The organism is Brevibacterium sp. CCUG 69071 (assembly GCF_021023135.1).
Lineage (GTDB): Bacteria > Actinomycetota > Actinomycetes > Actinomycetales > Brevibacteriaceae > Brevibacterium.
Genome location: NZ_PGFV01000004.1, coordinates 190,642 through 209,727, shown reverse-complemented (window position 1 = coordinate 209,727; position 19,086 = coordinate 190,642). Strand labels below are relative to the sequence as shown.

The 19,086-nt window shown below is 65.1% G+C and carries 16 protein-coding genes; 10 read left to right on the top strand and 6 right to left on the bottom strand.

All coding sequences use genetic code 11. The features are described 5' to 3' along the window. Positions 1–33 precede the first annotated feature (33 nt). Complete coding sequence (locus CV023_RS12575) at positions 34–729, bottom strand: TetR/AcrR family transcriptional regulator (RefSeq protein ID WP_230746110.1); 696 nt, start codon at positions 727–729, stop codon at positions 34–36. Positions 730–876: 147 nt separating this feature from the next. Here CV023_RS12575 and CV023_RS12570 point away from each other — a divergent pair, with 147 nt between their 5' ends. Both CV023_RS12570 and CV023_RS12565 read left to right on the top strand, forming a co-directional pair. Beyond that, a complete protein-coding gene (locus CV023_RS12570; RefSeq protein WP_230746109.1) occupies positions 877–1,248 on the top strand; it encodes an ArsR/SmtB family transcription factor in 372 nt (123 codons plus the stop codon). A 9-nt stretch (positions 1,249–1,257) separates the two neighbouring features. Next, entirely contained in the window at positions 1,258–1,746 is a 489-nt protein-coding gene (locus CV023_RS12565; protein ID WP_230746108.1) for an SRPBCC family protein, read from the top strand. A 94-nt stretch (positions 1,747–1,840) separates the two neighbouring features. Here CV023_RS12565 and CV023_RS12560 read toward each other — a convergent pair whose 3' ends face one another. After that, complete coding sequence (locus CV023_RS12560) at positions 1,841–3,151, bottom strand: MFS transporter (protein WP_230746106.1); 1,311 nt, start codon at positions 3,149–3,151, stop codon at positions 1,841–1,843. A gap of 229 nt (positions 3,152–3,380) precedes the next feature. Here CV023_RS12560 and CV023_RS12555 point away from each other — a divergent pair, with 229 nt between their 5' ends. Next, entirely contained in the window at positions 3,381–5,255 is a 1,875-nt protein-coding gene (locus tag CV023_RS12555; RefSeq protein WP_230746104.1) for a BCCT family transporter, read from the top strand. A gap of 301 nt (positions 5,256–5,556) precedes the next feature. Continuing rightward, entirely contained in the window at positions 5,557–6,579 is a 1,023-nt protein-coding gene (fbaA, locus tag CV023_RS12550) for a class II fructose-bisphosphate aldolase (protein ID WP_230746102.1), read from the top strand. 99 nt (positions 6,580–6,678) lie between these two features. Here the strand turns inward: fbaA and CV023_RS12545 are convergent, their stop codons facing one another. Next, entirely contained in the window at positions 6,679–8,217 is a 1,539-nt protein-coding gene (locus CV023_RS12545; RefSeq protein WP_230746100.1) for an alanine/glycine:cation symporter family protein, read from the bottom strand. Positions 8,218–8,509: 292 nt separating this feature from the next. Here CV023_RS12545 and CV023_RS12540 point away from each other — a divergent pair, with 292 nt between their 5' ends. The 4 genes from CV023_RS12540 (at position 8,510) to CV023_RS12525 (ending at position 14,220) form a co-directional block, all read left to right on the top strand. After that, positions 8,510–10,141, top strand: coding sequence for an ABC transporter substrate-binding protein (locus CV023_RS12540; RefSeq protein ID WP_230746098.1), 1,632 nt, complete (start codon positions 8,510–8,512; stop codon positions 10,139–10,141). A gap of 136 nt (positions 10,142–10,277) precedes the next feature. Next, a complete protein-coding gene (locus CV023_RS12535) occupies positions 10,278–11,369 on the top strand; it encodes an ABC transporter permease (RefSeq protein WP_230746096.1) in 1,092 nt (363 codons plus the stop codon). Beyond that, on the top strand, positions 11,369–12,463 hold the full coding sequence (locus CV023_RS12530) for an ABC transporter permease (RefSeq protein WP_230746094.1): 1,095 nt from the start codon (positions 11,369–11,371) through the stop codon (positions 12,461–12,463). Before CV023_RS12535 ends, CV023_RS12530 begins: the two co-directional genes overlap by 1 nt. Then, complete coding sequence (locus CV023_RS12525) at positions 12,460–14,220, top strand: dipeptide ABC transporter ATP-binding protein (RefSeq protein WP_230746092.1); 1,761 nt, start codon at positions 12,460–12,462, stop codon at positions 14,218–14,220. The genes CV023_RS12530 and CV023_RS12525 overlap by 4 nt, the downstream gene beginning before the upstream one ends. Before the next feature lie 48 nt (positions 14,221–14,268). Here the strand turns inward: CV023_RS12525 and CV023_RS12520 are convergent, their stop codons facing one another. Continuing rightward, positions 14,269–14,931: a TetR/AcrR family transcriptional regulator gene (locus tag CV023_RS12520; RefSeq protein WP_230746091.1), complete on the bottom strand. Its 663-nt coding sequence runs from the start codon at positions 14,929–14,931 to the stop codon at positions 14,269–14,271. A gap of 243 nt (positions 14,932–15,174) precedes the next feature. Between CV023_RS12520 and CV023_RS12515 the strand changes: the two genes are divergently transcribed. Both CV023_RS12515 and CV023_RS12510 read left to right on the top strand, forming a co-directional pair. Beyond that, a complete protein-coding gene (locus tag CV023_RS12515; protein WP_230746090.1) occupies positions 15,175–15,753 on the top strand; it encodes an NADPH-dependent FMN reductase in 579 nt (192 codons plus the stop codon). Positions 15,754–16,091: 338 nt separating this feature from the next. Next, positions 16,092–16,853, top strand: coding sequence for an SDR family NAD(P)-dependent oxidoreductase (locus CV023_RS12510; RefSeq protein WP_230746089.1), 762 nt, complete (start codon positions 16,092–16,094; stop codon positions 16,851–16,853). Between the two features lie 76 nt (positions 16,854–16,929). Here the strand turns inward: CV023_RS12510 and CV023_RS12505 are convergent, their stop codons facing one another. Together CV023_RS12505 and CV023_RS12500 are read right to left on the bottom strand one after the other, a co-directional pair. After that, positions 16,930–17,607, bottom strand: a complete 678-nt coding sequence (locus tag CV023_RS12505) for a response regulator (RefSeq protein WP_230746088.1) — start codon at positions 17,605–17,607, stop codon at positions 16,930–16,932. Continuing rightward, positions 17,604–18,974, bottom strand: a complete 1,371-nt coding sequence (locus tag CV023_RS12500; protein WP_230746087.1) for a sensor histidine kinase — start codon at positions 18,972–18,974, stop codon at positions 17,604–17,606. Before CV023_RS12500 ends, CV023_RS12505 begins: the two co-directional genes overlap by 4 nt. Between the last annotated feature and the right edge of the window lie 112 nt (positions 18,975–19,086).

Sequence of the window (19,086 nt, the reverse complement as noted above, 5' to 3'; positions counted from 1 at the left end):
CGACCTTCGCGGCATCGGTTCTGGGCAGTGTGGTCATGGTTCCTCAGCTCCTGCTGCGGTCGTGGATTCAGGGTCGGATTCGGTCTCTGACTCACTGTCGGAATCGGCGGTCTGCTCTGGTACCGAAGCGAGCGCGCCATGCAGGTAGAGATCGAGCAGATGCGGAGCGAGGCGGGTCATCGTGGCGCTGACATCGGCGGTGCCGAGGTTGCTGCGGAGACGGTGATCGAGAATCGAAGGCGCCAAGGCCATGACCGCGATCGTCGCAGCCTGTCCGCGGGTGTCCTCACTCTGCCGGAAGGTGTAGCCGGCGAAGCCGTCGACGATATAGCCCTCGACGAGGTCGACATAGTGATCGAAGTAGCGCTGTCCGTGCTCGCTGGGCTCGAGCAGGGACTTCACGAGGTAGTCCACGGCCGTGCTCATCTCGGGGTCGTCGAACATCATCTGCACGGCCATCGTGGCGTAGCCGGCGTTCTGCGCCTTCGACTCCGTGATGGTCTCGAAGACGTGATCGTCACATGCAGTGCGCAGGGCCTCCTTCGAACCGAAGTGGTGGATGACGAGACCGGGGGAGACTCCCGCCGCCGAGGCGATGCCCCGCACCGTCGTCTTCGTGAACCCGTGCTCGGCGAACTCACCGACCGCTGCGGACAGGATCTTCTGCGCCGTCTCGGGGGAGGAGTTGGGGGAACGGCGTGAGGTGGAGTCGGAAGTGGTTGAACGCATGTTTAATATTAAACGCGCGTTTAATGATGGCGTCAATGCCTGCGATCGGAAACTTCGCAAATCGGCGGCGCTTCACCGCGCACCCGAATCCCCGCCCCGCCATTGCACACCCATTGACATGCAACCGGATGGTTGTAGGATGATGGCGTGAAGGTACTTCTCGATGATCAGGCGGATGCGGTGTTCCAGGCATTGGCCGATCGAACCCGGCGCGATATCGTGCGTCGGGTGCTCGTCGAAGCGCTTTCCGTGTCCGAGCTGGCCGCCGAATACGAGATGAGCTTCGCCGCAGTGCAGAAGCACGTCGCCGTGCTCGAGCGCGCCGGTCTGATTTCGAAGCAGCGGGTCGGTCGAGAGCAGAGGGCCCATGCCGAAGTGAGTTCCATCCGCTCCGTGCGAGACATGCTCGACGAACTCGAGGGACTCTGGAGATCCAGGGTCCGGAGGATCGACGCATTGCTGGCCGGAGAGGGCCCCACCACGCTCGGTCGCAGCGAAGCGGCCGACGACAACCGATGAGGAGCAGCTATGCCAGTCACAGAGACCTTCCATGACGAAGCCACACTGACCCTGACCATCGTCGCGGAATTCGCGGCGGACCCCGAGAGGGTGTGGGACGTCTACGCCGACCCGCGTCAGCTCGAGACAATCTGGGGGCCGCCGACCTATCCGGCCACGGTCGTCGACCACAGCCTCGACCCCGGCGGCAGGGTCACCTACTTCATGACCAGCCCGGAGGGAGAGAAGTACTGCGGTCTGTGGGAGGTCGTCTCCGCCGATCGGCCGCGACGACTCGAGTTCCGCGACTACTTCGCCGATGAGAACTTCCAGGTCGTCGAGTCGATGCCCGGCAGCACCTGCATCTACACCTTCGCCCCGACCGAGACTGGGACGCGGGCCACCTACGAGTCGATCTTCGAGTCCGCGGACGGTCTCAAAACCGTCCTCGAGATGGGCGTCATCGAAGGCTCGACGGGAGCGATCAACCAGGTCGACGAGCTGCTCGCCCGAGGCTGAGGCCCGTCAGTCGTCGACACACAGGCGGAGCGTCGAGACCCGAGTGCACGCACGCACAGCGGTCTTGACGCTCCGACTGCGTCTCGAGGCAGGATCAGCGACCCTGCACCGCGCGGGCCGGGGCGGCAGAGCGGACGGGAATGATGAGGATCAGTCCGAGGGCGAGGACGATGAGGATGCCAAGCGTGCCCGCCCGCTGGAAGCCGAAGATCGTGATGGCCAAGGCGAACATCGCCGGACCAAGGAAGCTCACGGCCCGGCCGGTCGTCGCATATAGGCCGAAGTTCTCGCCCGCACGTTCGGGCGGAGTGATGCGAGCGAGGAAGGACCGGCTCGAAGCCTGCACCGGACCGACGCAGAAGCTCAGCAGCAGTGCGCAGACCCAGAACACCACGGGATCGGCGCTGAAGAGGATCGGCAGGCCGCCGAGGATGATGATGATCAGCCCCGCGATGATCACCGGCTTCGGACCGAACCGGTCGTCGAAGAGGCCCGCGATCATCGCCCCGGCTCCCGCAGCGACGTTCGCGGCGACCCCGAGGACGATGATCTGCGAGGCGGAGAATCCGTAACTGCCGGCCGCCAACACCCCGGCGAAGGCGAAGATCGCGGCAAGGCCGTCGCGGAAGACGGCCGAGGCGATGAAGAACCGCAGGGTCTGGTGCTCTTCCCTCCACATCCGCACGAGACGACGGATGAGGGCCGCATAGTCTGACAGGAAGGCCTTCACCGGATGGCCCGCCGAGGTGCCCTTGATCTTGGCGGCGGGCGCCGTGATGAGGACGGGAACGGCGAAGAGGGCGAACCAGACGGCCGAGAGCACCGCGACGATGCGGAAGCGCAGGCCGCCTTCGTCGGAGGCCCCGAAGAGGCCGACCTCGGGCTGGATGACGAGGACGAGAAGGATGACGAGGAGCACGAGCCCTCCGGCGTAGCCCACGCCCCAGCCGAACCCGGAGACCTTTCCGACATTGTCCGGATTCGTGATGCGGACCATGATGCCGTTGTAGGACACCTCGGCGAATTCGAAGAAGACGCTGCCGACGGCGATGAGGAGCAGGCCGAGCCACAGGTACTCGGGGGAGTCACGGACGAAGAAGAGCCCGAAGATGGTGAGCACGACGATGGAGGTGTGGACGCCGAGCCAGAGCCGGTGCCGCCCACCAGCATCGGCGCGGGTGCCGGCGGCGGGAGCGACGAGGGCGATGACGAGTCCGGCCGCTGCCGTCGACCACCCCAGCGCCGAGGACCCGGACTCCTCGGACGAGGCAACCGCCTTCGTCAGGTACGGGGCGAAGACGAAGGTGATGATGACGGCGTTGAACGATGCCGATCCCCAGTCCCAGAGCGCCCAGCTGAGGATCTTGGAGCGGGAACCCAGCCGAGTGCTCTCATACGTCTCCATGGTTGAACTGTACTGACAATTCTTTCCCGGACGTGGCGACGCGACAATTCCGGAACAACCGGTCACCATCGGCACGACCTCGCAGTGTAGGTGCGACGGTTCTTGCGCAGCCTGTGAGAAGCCGGAACTATGGTGACTTGCCGCATGTTTCCTGGGAAACGGCTTGATAGCGGATGCGTATTGGGGCAAAGTGGGGAGACGTTCGCATCCACTTAATCCGAAGGGCCTCATGGATAACTCCGACGAGCAGGAGAGCGTCGGGGCGGGAAAGCCAACCGTCCCGACGCCGAAGAACGACATCGACCATCCGCATCTGCTGATCGAAGAACCCGAACCGATCAGACTGCACCTGCCGGCAGAAGTCTCGATCACCGAAGACGACAGTGACGAGGCGATCACTGCGAAGCTCCGTGCGCAAGGGGTACGAATCGGTAAGGGCATGGTCGCCCCGGCCGTGTTCTGGCCTGCCCTGATCACCATTCTGGCCGTCGCTCTGTTGGCGATCTTCCTGCCTGCCGGCACCAGTAAGGTGCTCACGAGCATCAATGACTGGATCGTCGCCGACCTCGGTTGGTATTACATGCTCGTCATCGGCGGATTCGTCATCTTCTCGATCGTGCTCGGATTCTCGAAGTTCGGAAAGATCACGCTCGGCCGTGATGGGGAGAAGCCCGAATTCGGCGTCTTCTCCTGGTTCGCCATGCTCTTCGCCGCAGGCATGGGCATCGGCTTGGTCTTCTACGGCGTCGGGGAGCCTCTGTCCTACGCCACCGTTGACCCGAAGCCGGGCTGGTCGGGAGACGAAGCGGAGATCGCCAGACTCTCAATGGCCCAGACCTTCATCCACTGGGGCCTGCATCCCTGGGCGATCTATGCTGTGATCGGTCTGGCCTTGGCCTATGCGATTCACCGTCGTGGACGTCCCGTCTCCATCCGGTGGGCGCTGGAGCCGCTTCTCGGACACCGCGTCAAGGGATGGATGGGCGATATCATCGACATCCTCGCCATCTTCGGCACGGTCTTCGGCATCGCGACCTCACTGGGGCTGGGTGTCCAGCAGATCTCGTCTGGGCTCAAGGAGATCGGACTCGTCGGCGAATATGACAATTTGTTCCTTGTGATCCTCATCGTCGTCATAACATTCCTGGCCACCCTCTCGGTCGTCTCCGGCGTCGGCGCAGGCATCAAGTGGCTCTCGAACATCAACCTGTCGATGGCAGGGTTGCTGCTCGTCGCCGTTCTGCTGCTCGGGCCCACCCTGTTTCTGTTCCAGAACCTCATCGAGTCCCTCGGCGTCTATCTCGCGAACTTCTTCAACATGACCTTCGACGTCGGTGCCTACACCGGTGACGACGGTGCCACCTGGGGTTCGTCGTGGACGATCTTCTACTGGGGCTGGTGGATCTCCTGGGCGCCGTTCGTTGGTGTGTTCATCGCCCGCATCTCGCGGGGCCGGACAGTGCGCGAATTCATCGCCGGTGTCCTGCTCGTGCCGACCGTCGTCGGATTCATCTGGTTCGCCGCACTCGGCGGCACCGGCATCTACCAGCAGCTCTTCGGCGCCGGCGGCCTCGTCGACCCGGAAGACGGAGTCGTTGCGGAGAAGGCGCTCTTCGACGTCCTCAGCTCTTTGCCGATGGGCGGCATTCTGTCCGCTGTGGCCATCATACTGGTCGCTATCTTCTTCATCACCTCATCGGACTCCGGTTCGCTGGTCGTCGACATGCTCGCCTCAGGCGGACACCCAAACCCACCCGTGTGGTCGCGCGTCCTATGGGCAGGCCTCGAAGGCGCACTGGCGATCGGGCTGCTGCTGGCAGGTGGGCTTGGTGCGCTGCAGGCGGCTTCTCTGGCCACAGCCCTGCCGTTCAGCATCATTCTGATCCTCATCGCGGTCTCGACCGTACGGGCATTTCAGATCGAAGCTGCTCGGACAAGAGAGATCGAAACGGGTCAGCGCTACCACGAGGTCGGCGAGCACATCGCCGATGACTTCGATGAGTACCTCGGCGATAAGGTCGATGCTCGCATCGACTACCGCCTGTCGCGGACCAAGGGTCTGCTGGGACGACAGCCCAAGGCCGACAGAGGCGGGCAGAGCTGACGAGTCCCGTCATCGCGCGACGGTGACGGAGCTGAGTACGCGGCGTGTCCGTGGCGCAGACCGCGCTCGAAGACAGTTCATGGGCGACTCGGAGTTGACGCTCCGGGTCGCCCCTGGCATTCACCCAGCTGATGGCGCGAGGCGCACGGTTCGTGTCGTCTGGCCGTGGAATCCCGACACGGCAGACACAGTCCGGATGAGAGTTCGGTGTATACCTCGATGCCTGCTTCTGACTCCCCGGCTGACCGAGTAACCTGGGAGCAACTGACAGTGCACCATCCAGACCGACAAAGGAGCATGTATGCCCATTGCCAGCCCCGACGCATACGCCGAGATGATCGACCGGGCGAAGACCCAGGGCTTCGCCTACCCTGCGATCAACTGCACCTCCTCGCAGACGATCAACGCCGCCATCCGCGGATTCGCCGAAGCCGGTTCCGACGGCATCGTGCAGATCTCGACAGGCGGCGCCGAGTACATGTCCGGTCCGACGATCAAGGACCGTGTCCGCGGTGCGATCGCCTTCTCCGTCTTCGCCGCCGAGGTGGCCAAGAGCTACGAAGTCAACATCGCCCTCCACACCGACCACGCACCCAAGGACGCCGTCGAGGAATGGGTCAGGCCCCTGCTCGCCGCCTCGACCGAACGGGTGCAGAACGGTGGTGAGCCCTACTTCCAGTCGCACATGTGGGACGGATCGGCGGTCCCGCTCGATGAGAACCTCACCCTGGCCGAGGAGCTGCTCGAGCTCTCGACCGCCGCCCACACGATCCTCGAGATCGAGGTCGGCGTCGTCGGCGGCGAGGAGGACGGCGTCGAGAACGAGATCAACGAGAAGCTCTACACCTCCGTCGACGACGGCGTGGCCACTGTCAGGGCCCTGGGCTCCGGCGAGAAGGGCCGTTACCTCACGGCTCTGACCTTCGGAAACGTCCACGGCGTGTACAAGCCCGGCAACGTCAAGCTCCGCCCCGAGCTGCTCGGAGAGATCCAGGCGAAGGTCGGTGCGGAAGTGGGCAAGGACAAGCCCTTCGACCTCGTCTTCCACGGCGGCTCGGGTTCGAGTGCGGAAGAGATCGCCGAGGCGGTCCGGCACGGAGTCGTGAAGATGAACATCGACACCGACACCCAGTACGCCTTCACCCGTCCCGTGGTCGAGCACATGTTCCGCAACTACGACGGGGTGCTCAAGATCGACGGCGAGGTCGGGAACAAGAAGCTCTACGATCCGCGCGCCTTCGGCAAGGCGGCCGAGGCCGGCATGGCGCAGCGCGTCATCGAAGCCTGCGAGAACCTCGGCTCGGCCGGCACCAGCCTGAAGTGAAGTACCACCCAGGTCTCTGACCACCAAGGTCTGTGAATGGCACGAGGCCCGGGACGCCATTGTCCCGGGCCTCGCAGTCCATTCACCTGCGGCTGAGCCTCAGCCCTCCGGCACCGCCTCGCCGGCCTTGAGCCGTGCGACCCGCTGATCCCAGAAGTCGGCATTGCGGATGCCGAGCTTCTCGGGTTCGAACACCGGATCGAGGCCGTGCTTGACCTGACGTTCGAAGTCACGCAGGAGCTTGAACGCCGGCTGCTGCAGGATGAGGATCGCGATGATGTTCAGCCAGGCCATGAGACCGACGCCGATATCACCGAGCGCCCAGGCGCTGCCGGCGGTCGACATCGCACCGACGGCCACGGCGATGACGATGACGAGCTGCAGGAGCCGCTTCGCCACGGCCAGCACCATGGTGTTCCTGATCTTGCCCAGCAGGTAGACGAGGTTCGTCTCGGCCATGTAGTAGTAGGCAACCATCGTCGTCAGCGCGAACAGGAAGATCGAGATCGCGATGAACGAACCGCCGAATCCGGAGAGCATCGAGTCGAGGCCCGCCTGCGGCCACTTCTCGCCCGGCGTGGCCGCGATGGCCTCGGCCATCTGCCCGCGACCGGTGCCGATGATCGTCTCGCCATCGGCATCGAAGACTCTGTACATGCCTGTCGAAAGGATCATGAACGCGGTCGCCGAGCACACGAACAGAGTGTCGATGTAGACGGAACCGGCCTGCACGAGTCCCTGCTTGGTCGGGTGTGAGACTTCCGCGGCCGACGCGGCATGCGGTCCGGTCCCCTGACCGGCCTCGTTGGAGTAGATGCCGCGCTGGACTCCCCACTGGACCGCCATGCCGATGATGCCGCCGAAAGCAGCGTCCTGTCCGGCGTCGACGCCGAAGGCGGACTTGAACACGAGCTCGAAGACCGGGATGATCTGATCGGCATTGAGGACGGTGACGGCGATGGCCGCGATGATGTAGATGACGGCCATGAACGGCACGGCCAGCGAGGCGAAGTGGGCGATGCGCTTGATGCCGCCGATGACGATGAAGCCCATGATGATGACCAGGGCGATTGCGGTGACCCACGTCGGCAGATTCCACGCGTTCTCGACGGCCCCGGAGATCGCATTGGCCTGGATGCCCGGAAGCATGAAGCTCATGGCGATGACGGTGACGGCGGCGAAGACCATGCCGTAGACCTTGAACAGCCCCCTGGCCTTCGTGTGTCGGTAGGCCTTCTCGATGTAGAAGGCCGGACCGCCGCGGTATTCGCCTGTGCGGGGGTCGTGCTCCTTGAACACCTGACCGAGAGTCGATTCGACGTAGGAGGTCGAGGCTCCCAGCAGGGCCGAGATCCACATCCACACGACGGCACCCGGTCCGCCGAAGCCGATGGCCGTGGCGACACCGGCGATGTTGCCCACGCCGACGCGTCCGGCCAGGGAGATGGCCAGCGCCTGGAACGAGGAGACGCCCTCATTCGAGCTCTTGCCCGTGAACATCTGCATGAAGATCGCCTTGACCTGACGGATCTGCACGGCCCGAGAGCGGATCGTGAAATAGACGCCTGCACCGAGGCACAGGTAGACGAGAGCGGACGACCAGACCACCCCATTGAGCCAGTCGATGAATGCGGCCACGATTCTCCAATCGTTCGGTGCGACCCGACTCCTGCGGGTCAGCGTGCGGTGCGAAGCTTCTGAAATCCGAGAGATGCTTGGCATTTCTCTGTGATTGACCTCATAAGTCAAACCGATTGTGATCTGTGACGCAAATCGAGCGCGATCGCCGTCGTTTCGTGTTGCGATGCGGTTGCGAAGTGAAGTGGATCATATGGTGCAGTTCACTATTTGGGACAGAATCCGTATGATGTGGTGCGGATCTCTCCGGGCAAAGACGACACGGAGAGCACTAATGGAAGACAGGAACACAATGAAACGTCGAACTGGTGCAAAGGCCGTGGCAATCGCCGCCGCCGGCGCGTTGCTTCTCTCGGCATGCTCGACCTCGACCACAGGCGAGAACGGCGAAGAGGGCGGTGGTTCCCTGACCGTGGGCACCACGGACAAGGTGGTCGCACTCGACCCGGCCGCGGCCTACGACAACGGAAGCTCGCTCGTCGAGCAGCAGGTCTACCCATACATCCTGGCGTACAAACCGGGCACGGCGGAGCTCAATCCCTCCATCGCGGAATCGGCCGACTTCTCGGAGCCGACCAAATACGAGGTCAAGCTCAAAGAGGGCCTGAAGTACGCGAACGGAAACGACCTCACCTCCTCGGACGTGAAGTTCACCTTCGACCGGCAGCTGAAGATCCAGGATCCCAACGGACCGTCGTCCCTCCTCGGCGGGCTCGAATCGGTGGAGACCCCCGATGATCAGACGGTGATCTTCAACCTCAAGCGCAAGAACGACCAGACCTGGCCCGGAGTCCTCGCCAGTGCGGCCGGCCCGATCGTCGATGAGGACGTGTTCTCACCCGACGAGGTCACCGATGACCAGGACATCGTCGACGGCAAGGCCTTTGCAGGTCCCTACACGATCGACGGCTTCAAGTTCAACGAACTGCTCACCTACAAGGCCAACCCGGACTACCAGGGCTACCTGGAGCCGGCGAAGACCGACACGGTGCAGATGAAGTACTACTCGGACGCGAACAACATGAAGCTCGACGTCCAAGAGGGCACGATCGACGTGGCCTGGCGTTCGCTCTCGGCCACCGACATCGAAGATCTCGGCGGCAACGACGACCTCACGGTCCACAAAGGCCCCGGCGGAGAGATCCGCTACATCGTCTACAACATGGACACGATGCCCTTCGGCGCGAAGACCGACGATGCCGATGAGAAGAAGGCGCTCGCCGTGCGTCAGGCCATGGCGGACTCGGTCGATCGTCAGGCGATCGCCTCGCAGGTCTACAAGGACACCTTCACCCCGCTGTACTCGCACGTGCCCGACGGACTGCCGGGTGCCGACGAGCCGCTCAAGTCCGCCTACGGCGACGGGCAGGGCGGTGCCGATGTCGACAAGGCCAAGAAGGCCCTCGAAGATGCCGGCGTCGAGACCCCGGTCGAACTCAACCTGCAGTACAACCCCGACCACTACGGTCCCTCCTCGGGCGACGAGTACGCCCTGGTCAAGGATCAGCTGGACAAGACTGGACTGTTCAAGGTCAACCTCCAGTCGACCGAATGGGTGCAGTACAGCAAGGACCGCACCGATGACGTCTACCCGATGTATCAGCTGGGTTGGTTCCCGGACTACTCGGATGCCGACAACTACCTGGTGCCGTTCTTCTACGACACCGATGAGACTCCGTCGTTCCTCGCCAACCACTACCGCGACGAGACGATGAACAAGGAGCTCAACGCTCAGTCCTCCATCGCCGACGAGGGCGAACGAGCCGAGGCGCTGAAGAAGATCCAGGGTCAGCTCTCCGAAGAGCTGCCGACCCTGCCGCTGCTGCAGGGCAATCAGATCGCCGTGTCCGGCAAGGATGTCAAGGGCGTCGATGACACCCTCGACCCCGCGTTCCAGTTCCGTCTGGCGCTGCTGAGCAAGTGAGAGCACCACACGGCGTCTGATCGTCGACATGAGGTGCAGGTGAGCCCCGAGGGCCACCTGCACCTCGTGGTGCGTTCGCACGCAACGGCGGACCACCTCGGCGCGCGGAATTGAACGAGAACCACCGAAGGAACACATGACTGCAGATATCAGCGAACCAGGGGCAGAAGCCGCCGAGACCTCGGTCGCGGTGAAGAAGCCCTCGGGAGGCGGACTGGGACGCTACGTCCTCATCCGGTTCCTCCTCATCATTCCCACCATCTTCATTCTCACCACACTCGTCTTCTTCCTCATGCGGATCACCGGTGACCCGATCACCGCCGCCCTGGGTGGACGTCTGACCCAGAGCCAGCTGGCCGAGCGCATCCACGCCGCCGGCTACGACCGACCGATCCTCATCCAGTACTTCGAATACATGGGCAACCTGCTCAAGGGTGATTTCGGCACGGCCGTCTCCGACGGGCAGCCGGTCACCTCCATCCTGCTCAGCTACGGAACCGCGACCATCGAGCTTGTCTTCTACGCCCTCATCGTCGCCTTCATCCTCGGCATTCCGCTGGGCATGCTCGCCGCCTACCACCGTGACAAGGCCCCGGATGCCGCCCTGCGCATCCTCGCGATCCTCGGCTATGCGACCCCGGTGTTCTTCGCGGGCATGATCCTCAAGCTCATCTTCGGCGTCTTCCTGCCGATCCTGCCGGTTGCCGGACGCGGCACCACCCAGACCGAATACATCATGTCCGGAGTGGTCGCGCCGACCCGGTTCTACATCATCGACGCGATCCGGATCGGCAATTTCGAGGTCCTCGGTGATGTGCTCGCCCACGCGGTGCTGCCGGCGATCGCCCTCGGAGTGCTCACGGCGGGAGTCTTCCTCCGCCTCGTGCGCACGAATCTCATCGGCACGCTCGGCCAGCAGTACATCGACTCCGGGCGTTCGCGCGGAATATCGGAATACCGGCTGGTCACCAAGCACGCCTACCGTCCCGCGCTGATCCCGATCATCACGGTGATGGGGATGCAGATCGCGCTCATGCTCGCCGGTGCCGTGCTCACGGAGACGACGTTCGAATGGAAGGGGCTCGGCTTCAAACTCGCCGAATACCTCACCGCCCGTGACTTCGTCGCCGTCCAGGGAATCGTCGTCTTCCTCGCCGTCATCGTGGCGTTCACGAACTTCCTCGTCGACGTCATCGCCGCCTTCATCGACCCCCGAGTGAGGTACTGATGCCCACCGACGACAACACACCGTCCACACCGGACATCGCAGCCTCGACTGCTGAGAACGAGAACGTCGCCGAGGCGGCCCCCGGTTCCGGTGTCCCCGCCATCGCCTTCGATGAGAAGGCCAAGAAGTCCTGGTTCTCCCGCCTGCCGATCGTCTCGCACCTGCGCCAGTCCGTGGGACTGCAGCGCGGCATGCTCATCACCGGGCTCGTGCTCTGCGGCATCGTCCTCATCTGCGCGATCTTCGCCCCGCTCATCGCCCCCTACGGCTACAACCAGCTGGGCACGGCCGAGGGCAACTTCGGCTCGAAGCTCCCACCCGGCGGCTCCCACATCTGGGGCACGACCGTCGGCGGGTACGACGTCTTCTCCCGCGTGGTCTGGGGCGCGCAGACCGCGGTGGCCGTGATCATCGTGGCCGTGATCATGTCGATCTTCGCCGGAGTCATCCTCGGACTCATCTCGGGCTACCTCGGCGGTTGGCTCGACCGGATCCTCGTCGTCATCGCCGATGCGGTCTACGCTTTCCCGACCCTGCTGCTCGCGCTCGTCATGTCGATCGCGATCTCCGGCGGGCAGTCGAGCGCCTGGGGCGGCATCGCCGCCGCGGCCTTCTCGATCACCGTGGTCTTCATTCCGCAGTACTTCCGCGTCGTCCGCGCGGAGACCCTGCGGCTCAAAGCCGAGCCCTTCGTCGAATCGGCGATCGTGCTCGGCGCTTCGAAGACGCGGATCATCTCGAAGCACATCTTCCGCAACGCCACGAGGACCCTGCCGCTGATCTTCACACTCAACTCCTCCGAGGCGATTCTGACCTTGGCCGGGCTCGGGTTCCTGGGCTTCGGAATCGAACCCACCTCGGCGTCGGAATGGGGTTATGACCTCAACAAGGCGCTGCCGGATGTGACCAGCGGCGTGTGGTGGACCTCGGTGTTCCCGGGCCTGGCCATCGTGCTCACGGTGCTCGGCATCACCCTGGTCGGCGAGTCGATGAACGACCTCAACGACCCGCGTCTGCGGGTGCGCCGGAAGGCGAAGACGAAGTCCGGCGGCGCCGGAGCGAAGACTGCGACGAAGGCGGAGGCCACGGCATGAGCAGGAAGACACAGCACACCACCGCCTCGGCGGCCGGCAGCATCCTCGACATCGACGGACTCGACGTCACCTTCTCCACCGACGGCGGCGACGTCCACGCGGTCAAGGACGTGTCCCTCTCGGTCACCCCCGGCGAGGTGCTCGCGATCGTCGGCGAATCGGGCTCGGGCAAGACCGTGACCGCGCGGTCTATCCTCGGTCTGCTGCCGGAGACCGCGCAGCGTTCCGGTGCGGTCATCGTCTCCGGCAAGGACGTGCTCAGCGTCTCGGCCGATCAGCTGCGGAAGATGCGCGGATCCGATGTCTCGATGGTCTTCCAGGAGCCTTCGACGGCGCTCAACCCCGTCTACACGGTGGGCTGGCAGATCGCCGAGGGCCTGCGCGCCCACCACAGGCGGGCGAGCAAGGCCGAACTCAAGGCCAAGGTCGTTGCGGCCATGCGGCAGGTCGGGATCCCCGATGCCGAAAGCCGCTACGACTACTATCCGCACCAGTTCTCCGGCGGTCAGAAGCAGCGCATCGTCATCGCCATGGCGCTCGCGCTCGGTGCCGAGCTCATCGTCGCCGATGAGCCGACCACGGCCCTCGACGTCACCGTCCAGGCCGAGATCCTCGACCTGCTCCGTGAGCTGCGCGACGAGACGGGCACGGCGATCGTGCTCATCACCCACAACATGGGCGTCGTCGCCGACCTCGCCGACCGGGTGGCCGTGATGTACCGCGGGGACCTCATCGAGGTCTCGCCTGTCGAGCAGCTCTTCAGCGAACCGAAAGAGCAGTACACCCGTGACCTGCTCGCGGCCGTGCCCCGGCTGGGCTCGACCGTCGCCGGCAGCCGGAAGGCGGCCTCGGCGGGGGAGGCCGGCGCAGTTGCGGACCGCGCGGGCGTCGCGGGCCGGGCTGGCGATGCCGACCGGGCTGAGCGGGATCCGATCGTCGTCGCCAGGGATCTCGACATCGTCTACCCGGGTGGGATCGGGCGACCGGACTTCCACGCCGTGAAGAAGGTCAGCTTCGACATTCGGGCCGGCGAGGTCTACGGCCTGGTCGGTGAGTCCGGGTCCGGGAAGACCACGATCGGGCGTGCGATCGCGGGTCTGACCAGGGCCAGCGGCGGCAGCCTCACGGTGCTCGGCCATGAGATGGTCGGGTTCAAGGAGCGCAGCTTCGGCAAGATCCGGCGGCGGATCGGGTTCGTCTTCCAGGACCCGGCCGCCTCGTTCAACCCGCACCTGACGATCGGGGAGTGCATCGCGGAGCCCTTCGCGATCCACAAGCGCGATCTCAGTTCGGCGGATCGGTCGAAGCGGGTGCTCGAACTCCTCGACTCGGTGCAGCTGCCCGGGGCCTATGCCTCGCGGTACCCGCACGAGCTCTCGGGCGGGCAGCGGCAGAGAGCTTCGCTGGCGCGGGGTCTGGCGCTCGATCCGGAGCTGCTCATCGCCGATGAGCCGACCTCGGCGCTCGATGTCTCCGTGCAGGCGAAGGTGCTCGAGCTGTTCGTCGAGCTGCAGAACCGCTTCGACTTCGCGGCCCTGTTCATCAGCCACGACCTCGCTGTGGTCGATATGCTCTCCGACCGCATCGGCGTGCTCTTCCACGGTGAGCTGCTCGAGGAGGGAACGGGGGAGAAGGTGCTCGGTGCGCCGAGCAACGACTACACGAAGCGGCTCATCGCCTCGCTGCCGGTGCCCGATCCAGCCGAGCAGGCCAAACGCCGCGAACTCGCCCGGACTCTCCGCCCCACCGCCGGCTGAGTCTGCGCGGACCACGCCGCCCCAGAACTACCTGACGGGGGCTGGGGCTCAGGCTTTGGTGTCGGAGATGAAGTCGAGCATTCCGGCCTGGTTGACGGGCAGGTCCAGCAGGCGGTCGAGCTCCGTCTTGGTTGGGTCGATGCCGAGGATGCGCAGCGAGTACTGCGTGAAGTCGCGCTCGATGTCATCCGGGGTCAGATCGCCCGTGGGACGGTACCAGAGCGAGAGCGAATTGCAGATGGAGTGGATCGCGCGGGTCGCCAGCTGCGCACTGGTGACTGTGAAGGCACCGGAGTCGATGCCCGACTGGACGATCTCGCCCATGATGTCCCGAGCCTCGCGCTGGACGTCTTTGACCCGCACGGCGTTGTCGCCGGTCAGCCGTTCCGTGTCGCGCAGCAGCACCGTGGAGACGGACACGTTCTCCATCCGGTAACGGGCGAGATAGCGCACAGCGACCACGAGCTGCTCCGTGGGGTCATCGGCGACATCGGCGATGACGGCGCGGCTGTGGTCGATGTACCACATGTACGCGGTGTGGACGAGCTCGTAGAGAGCTTCCTGCTTGGACGGGAAGTAGTAGTAGAGTGCCGAGAGGCTGAGCCCGGCGGCCTGCGCGATATCGCGGATCGAGGCGCCGTCGAAGCCCTTGCTGGCGAAGGTGTCCCGGGCCGAGCGGAGGATGTTGTTGCGGCCGTTGGTTGAACGCACGGTGACCGAACTCCTTGGCAGTCGTCTATCGAACAGTCTTTCACTTGCCCAACGACCTTACATGACCGCGCCCGCGCGGGAGTCGGAAACGCCGAGAAAAGGCGAGAGGCGTGCTTGCAGGCGGCATGCTGCCCGGCCTGTGAGCGGCATCACGTCGTGGAATCGGAATGATTGACCCTTCAATCAGGTTTGCTCTGAGTGGTTCGTGCCCGAACCATACTGACACCGACTTTGAGGATCGTTATGCTCAACATCGCCATCATTCCCGGAACCTCGCGCCCGCAGGCGCTCAACCCGCAGATCGTCGCCTGGGCCAAGGACCAGCTGGCCGGTCGCGATGACGTCCGCGCCGAGGTCGTCGATTTCGGCGACTTCAACCTGCCCCTGCTCGACGAGGTCGTTCCCGCCGGCGCCAAGATGTACGCCAACGACCACACCAAGGCCTGGGGTGCGAAGCTCGATGAGTTCGATGCCTTCATCTTCGTCACCCCCGAGTACAACCACTCGATCTCCGGCTCGCTGAAGAACGCGCTGGACTTCGTCGCCACCGAGTTCAACCACAAGGTCGCCGGCATCATCAACTATGGTGCCGACAAGGGCGTGCGTGCCGCCGAGCACCTCCGCCACATCCTCGCCAACTACAAGCTCGCTGTCGTCCGCGATCAGGCGTCGTTCTCGATCTTCACCGATGTCGCCGAAGGTCAGTTCGCTCCGACCGAGGTCTCGGCCGCGCCCTTCGCCTCGATGGTCGATGACCTCGTGAGCTGGGGAGAGGCCCTGAAGTCCGTACGCGAAGGCGCCGCCGACGAACAGGCCGCCTGAGCCCACTGAACCCACAGGCGCCAACTGAATCCGCAGGTACCGCTGAACCCACAGCCCGCCTGATGCGCTCGAAGCCCGCCAGTCGTCACGATCGGCGGGCTTCGCCATACCTGAATCCGCTCACTCTGCTCCGGAATGCGCACAGAGGAATGTGCGCGGATCGGAGCACGTCATCCATTGCCGGCCCCGCACCCAGAGACCAACCCCAGCACGACCAACCCCAACACGACCAGCCCCAGCCCGACTAACTCCAGCGCCGGCCTCAGGTGACCTGCCCCACAGGGTTCAGCTAGAGTCGAATCAACAGAACGTTCACTTAAGTGATGCGAAGGACTCTCATGGATCTCAGCAACTCGGTCGCCCTCGTCACCGGCGGCGCCTCCGGACTCGGCCGCGCCACCACCGAACGGCTCCTGGCCGCCGGAGCCCAGGTCGTCATGGTCGACCTCAACGCCGAGGTGGGCCAGCAGGTGGCCGCGGAACTGGGCGAAGCCGCCCACTTCGTGACCGCCGACGTCACGAACGAGGAGCAGGTGCAGGCCGCCGTCGACACCGCCACCGGCCTCGGCGCCCTGCGCCTCGTCGTCAACTGTGCGGGCGTGGCCACTCCCGGCAAGCTCGTGTCCCGCAAGGGCCCGCTCCCGCTCGAGGCCTTCACCAAGGTGCTGAACATCAACATCGTCGGCACCGTCAACGTCTGCCGCCTCGCCGCAGCGGCGATGCAGAACCAGGAGGCGCTGGGCGAGGAACGCGGAGTCATCATCAACACCGCCTCGGTGGCCGCCTTCGACGGCCAGATCGGGCAGATCGCCTATTCGGCGTCCAAGGGCGCCGTGGCCGCGGTGACCCTGCCGATGGCGCGTGAGCTCGCGGCCTCCCTCATCCGCGTCGTGACCATCGCCCCGGGCATCTTCGAGACCCCGATGATGGCAGGCCTGCCCGCCGAGGCGCAGGAGTCGCTGGGCAAGTCCGTGCCCCACCCGGCACGGCTGGGCAAACCGGCCGAGTACGCACAGCTCGTCGAATCGATCGTGGCCAATCCGATGCTCAACGGGGAGACGATCCGCCTCGACGGTGCGATCCGCATGGCCCCGAAATGATCGGCTGAAGCCGGCAGCTCAGCGCGTTGAGCCCGATGGCCCGCAGCTCAGCACGTTGAGCCCGATGGCTCGGGGCTCAGCGCCGTTCGTTGACGAGCAGCGCCAGCTGCACCCGCGTATTCACGCCGAGCTTGAAGAAGATGCGCGCCAGATGCGTCTTCACGGTCGCCGTGGAGACGAACAGCGCGCGGGCCACCTGCGCATTCGTCATCCCCTGCGCGACCGCCTCGGCGATCTCGCGTTCCCGTGAGGTCAGCGCGTCCAGCGGGTCGGGTGCGTTCGGGTCGGACCTGGTCCCGGACTCCGCTCCCGCCTCCGCAGACCCCAACGCCGAGGCGGTGCCCCGTCCCAGCAGGGACTCCACCGCGCTCGGGGAGAGGGTGCGGGTCCCGCCTGCAGCGGCCCGGACGGCGTTGATGAGCTCATCGGGCGGAGTGTCCTTGAGAATGTACCCGGCCGCACCCGAGCGCAGGGCCCGATCGACGAATTCGTCGGTGCCGAAGGCAGTGAGGACGAGCACCTGCGGGTGATCGGGGCGGTCCATGAGCGTCTGCGTCGCCTCGAGACCGTCCATGACGGGCATGCGGATGTCCATGAGGATGAGATCTGGGGCCAGCTCGTGGGCGAGGTCGATCGCCTCGGAGCCGTTGACCGCCTCGGCAACGATCTCGATGTCCTCGGCGGCGCCGAGGAGGAGGCGCAGGCCCGAGCGCATGAGCGACTCGTCGTCGGCGATGATGACTCGAATCGTCATGGTGATACCTCGTTCTCGTCGGTAATCAGTACGGAGGCATCGATGGGGATGCGGGCCCGCAGGGTGAACTCGGGTGTCGTCGTCACCGTCAGGTCCCCGCCCATGGCCTCCATTCTCTCCCGCAGCCCGAGCAGGCCCAAGCCGGATCCGGTCACGAGCTGCTGCGCCCCGGCGCGGAAGGCCGGGGCGAGTCCCGTATGCGGGTTGCTCGCCATCAATTCGATGGCGCTCGCCTCCTCGTCGAAGGCCAGGCGGATGCTCACCTTCTGGCCAGGGGCGTGCTTGACCGCGTTCGTGATCGCCTCCTGGACGAAGCGGTAGATCGTGGTCCGCTCGAGTGCCCCGCAGCGGTGGAGCACCTCGGCGCTGATCGGGTCGAAGTAGCGCAGCTCGACGGTGTCCCCACGCTGGGCGACGAGGCGGTCGATGTCGGGATCGATGACGGTGCCCTGATCGTCGCTGCGGAGCATGGTGAGGACCTCGCGGAGTTCGATGCCAGAACGGCGCGCGCTGTGGGCGATGAGGCGTGCGTTCTCCCGCACCTCCTCCGGGTCGAGGTCCTGGCGGACGGACAGAGCACCGGAGTACATGGCGATGACGGAGAGGTGGTGGGAGAGCGAATCGTGCATGTCGCGGGCGATGCCGCGGCGCACCTCTGCGATGGCGCGGTCCTGGCGGGAACGTTCGCGCAGCAGGGTCTGGGCGGCGGAGTCGATGAAGCCCTGCTCGCGGGCACCGCGGATGACGCCGATGACGACGAGCACGGCGAACACGGTGCCGTTGACGAGGAAGAGCGGGAGTTCGAAGGCGCCGACGGCATGGGGAGTGAGGATGTAGGTCGTCGACTGGGCGGCCACGGCGGCGGCGAGGCACACGAAGTCGAGGGACCAGCTGCGCCGGGCCGAGAGCGAGATGAGGATGAGGGAGGCCGCGAAGGCGCCGAGGATGCTGACGGTGCCGATGAGGATCCCGGCGATCCCCACGGTGACCGGAACCCAGCCGCCGGGTCGGCGCTGCAGGGCTTCGACGGAACCGTCCGCGGCGAGGAAATCCTCCCCGCCGTGGCCGCTGGCAGTGAGGAACTCGCGCAGCTTCTCGGCCGCGAGGACCTTCGGCCGCAGCTGTCTGCGCGGGACCCTGCGGCCGTCGCAGATCAGGACGATCGGAAGGCAGGCGAGGGCGATGAGGCCGAAGCCGATGTGGAGGAAGAGTTCGGCGCTGAGTGCACCGGCTTCGGCACCGGCGCTCTCGGCCTGCGGCCATTCGGTCCCGACGACGATGATGAGCACGAGCACGCCGATGAGGGCGGAGATGCCTGTCCAGAGCAGGGCATGCATGAGGGGGCGGCGGCTGGGGCGAGTTGTCACACTTCGACACTACCCGGGCTGCGACGGCGGCGCTGTCGTCCGAAAGGGTGAAATCCGGCAATCTCCCAGACGAGGCCTTTCACCCGGATGGATGACAAGGACCATGCCGTCG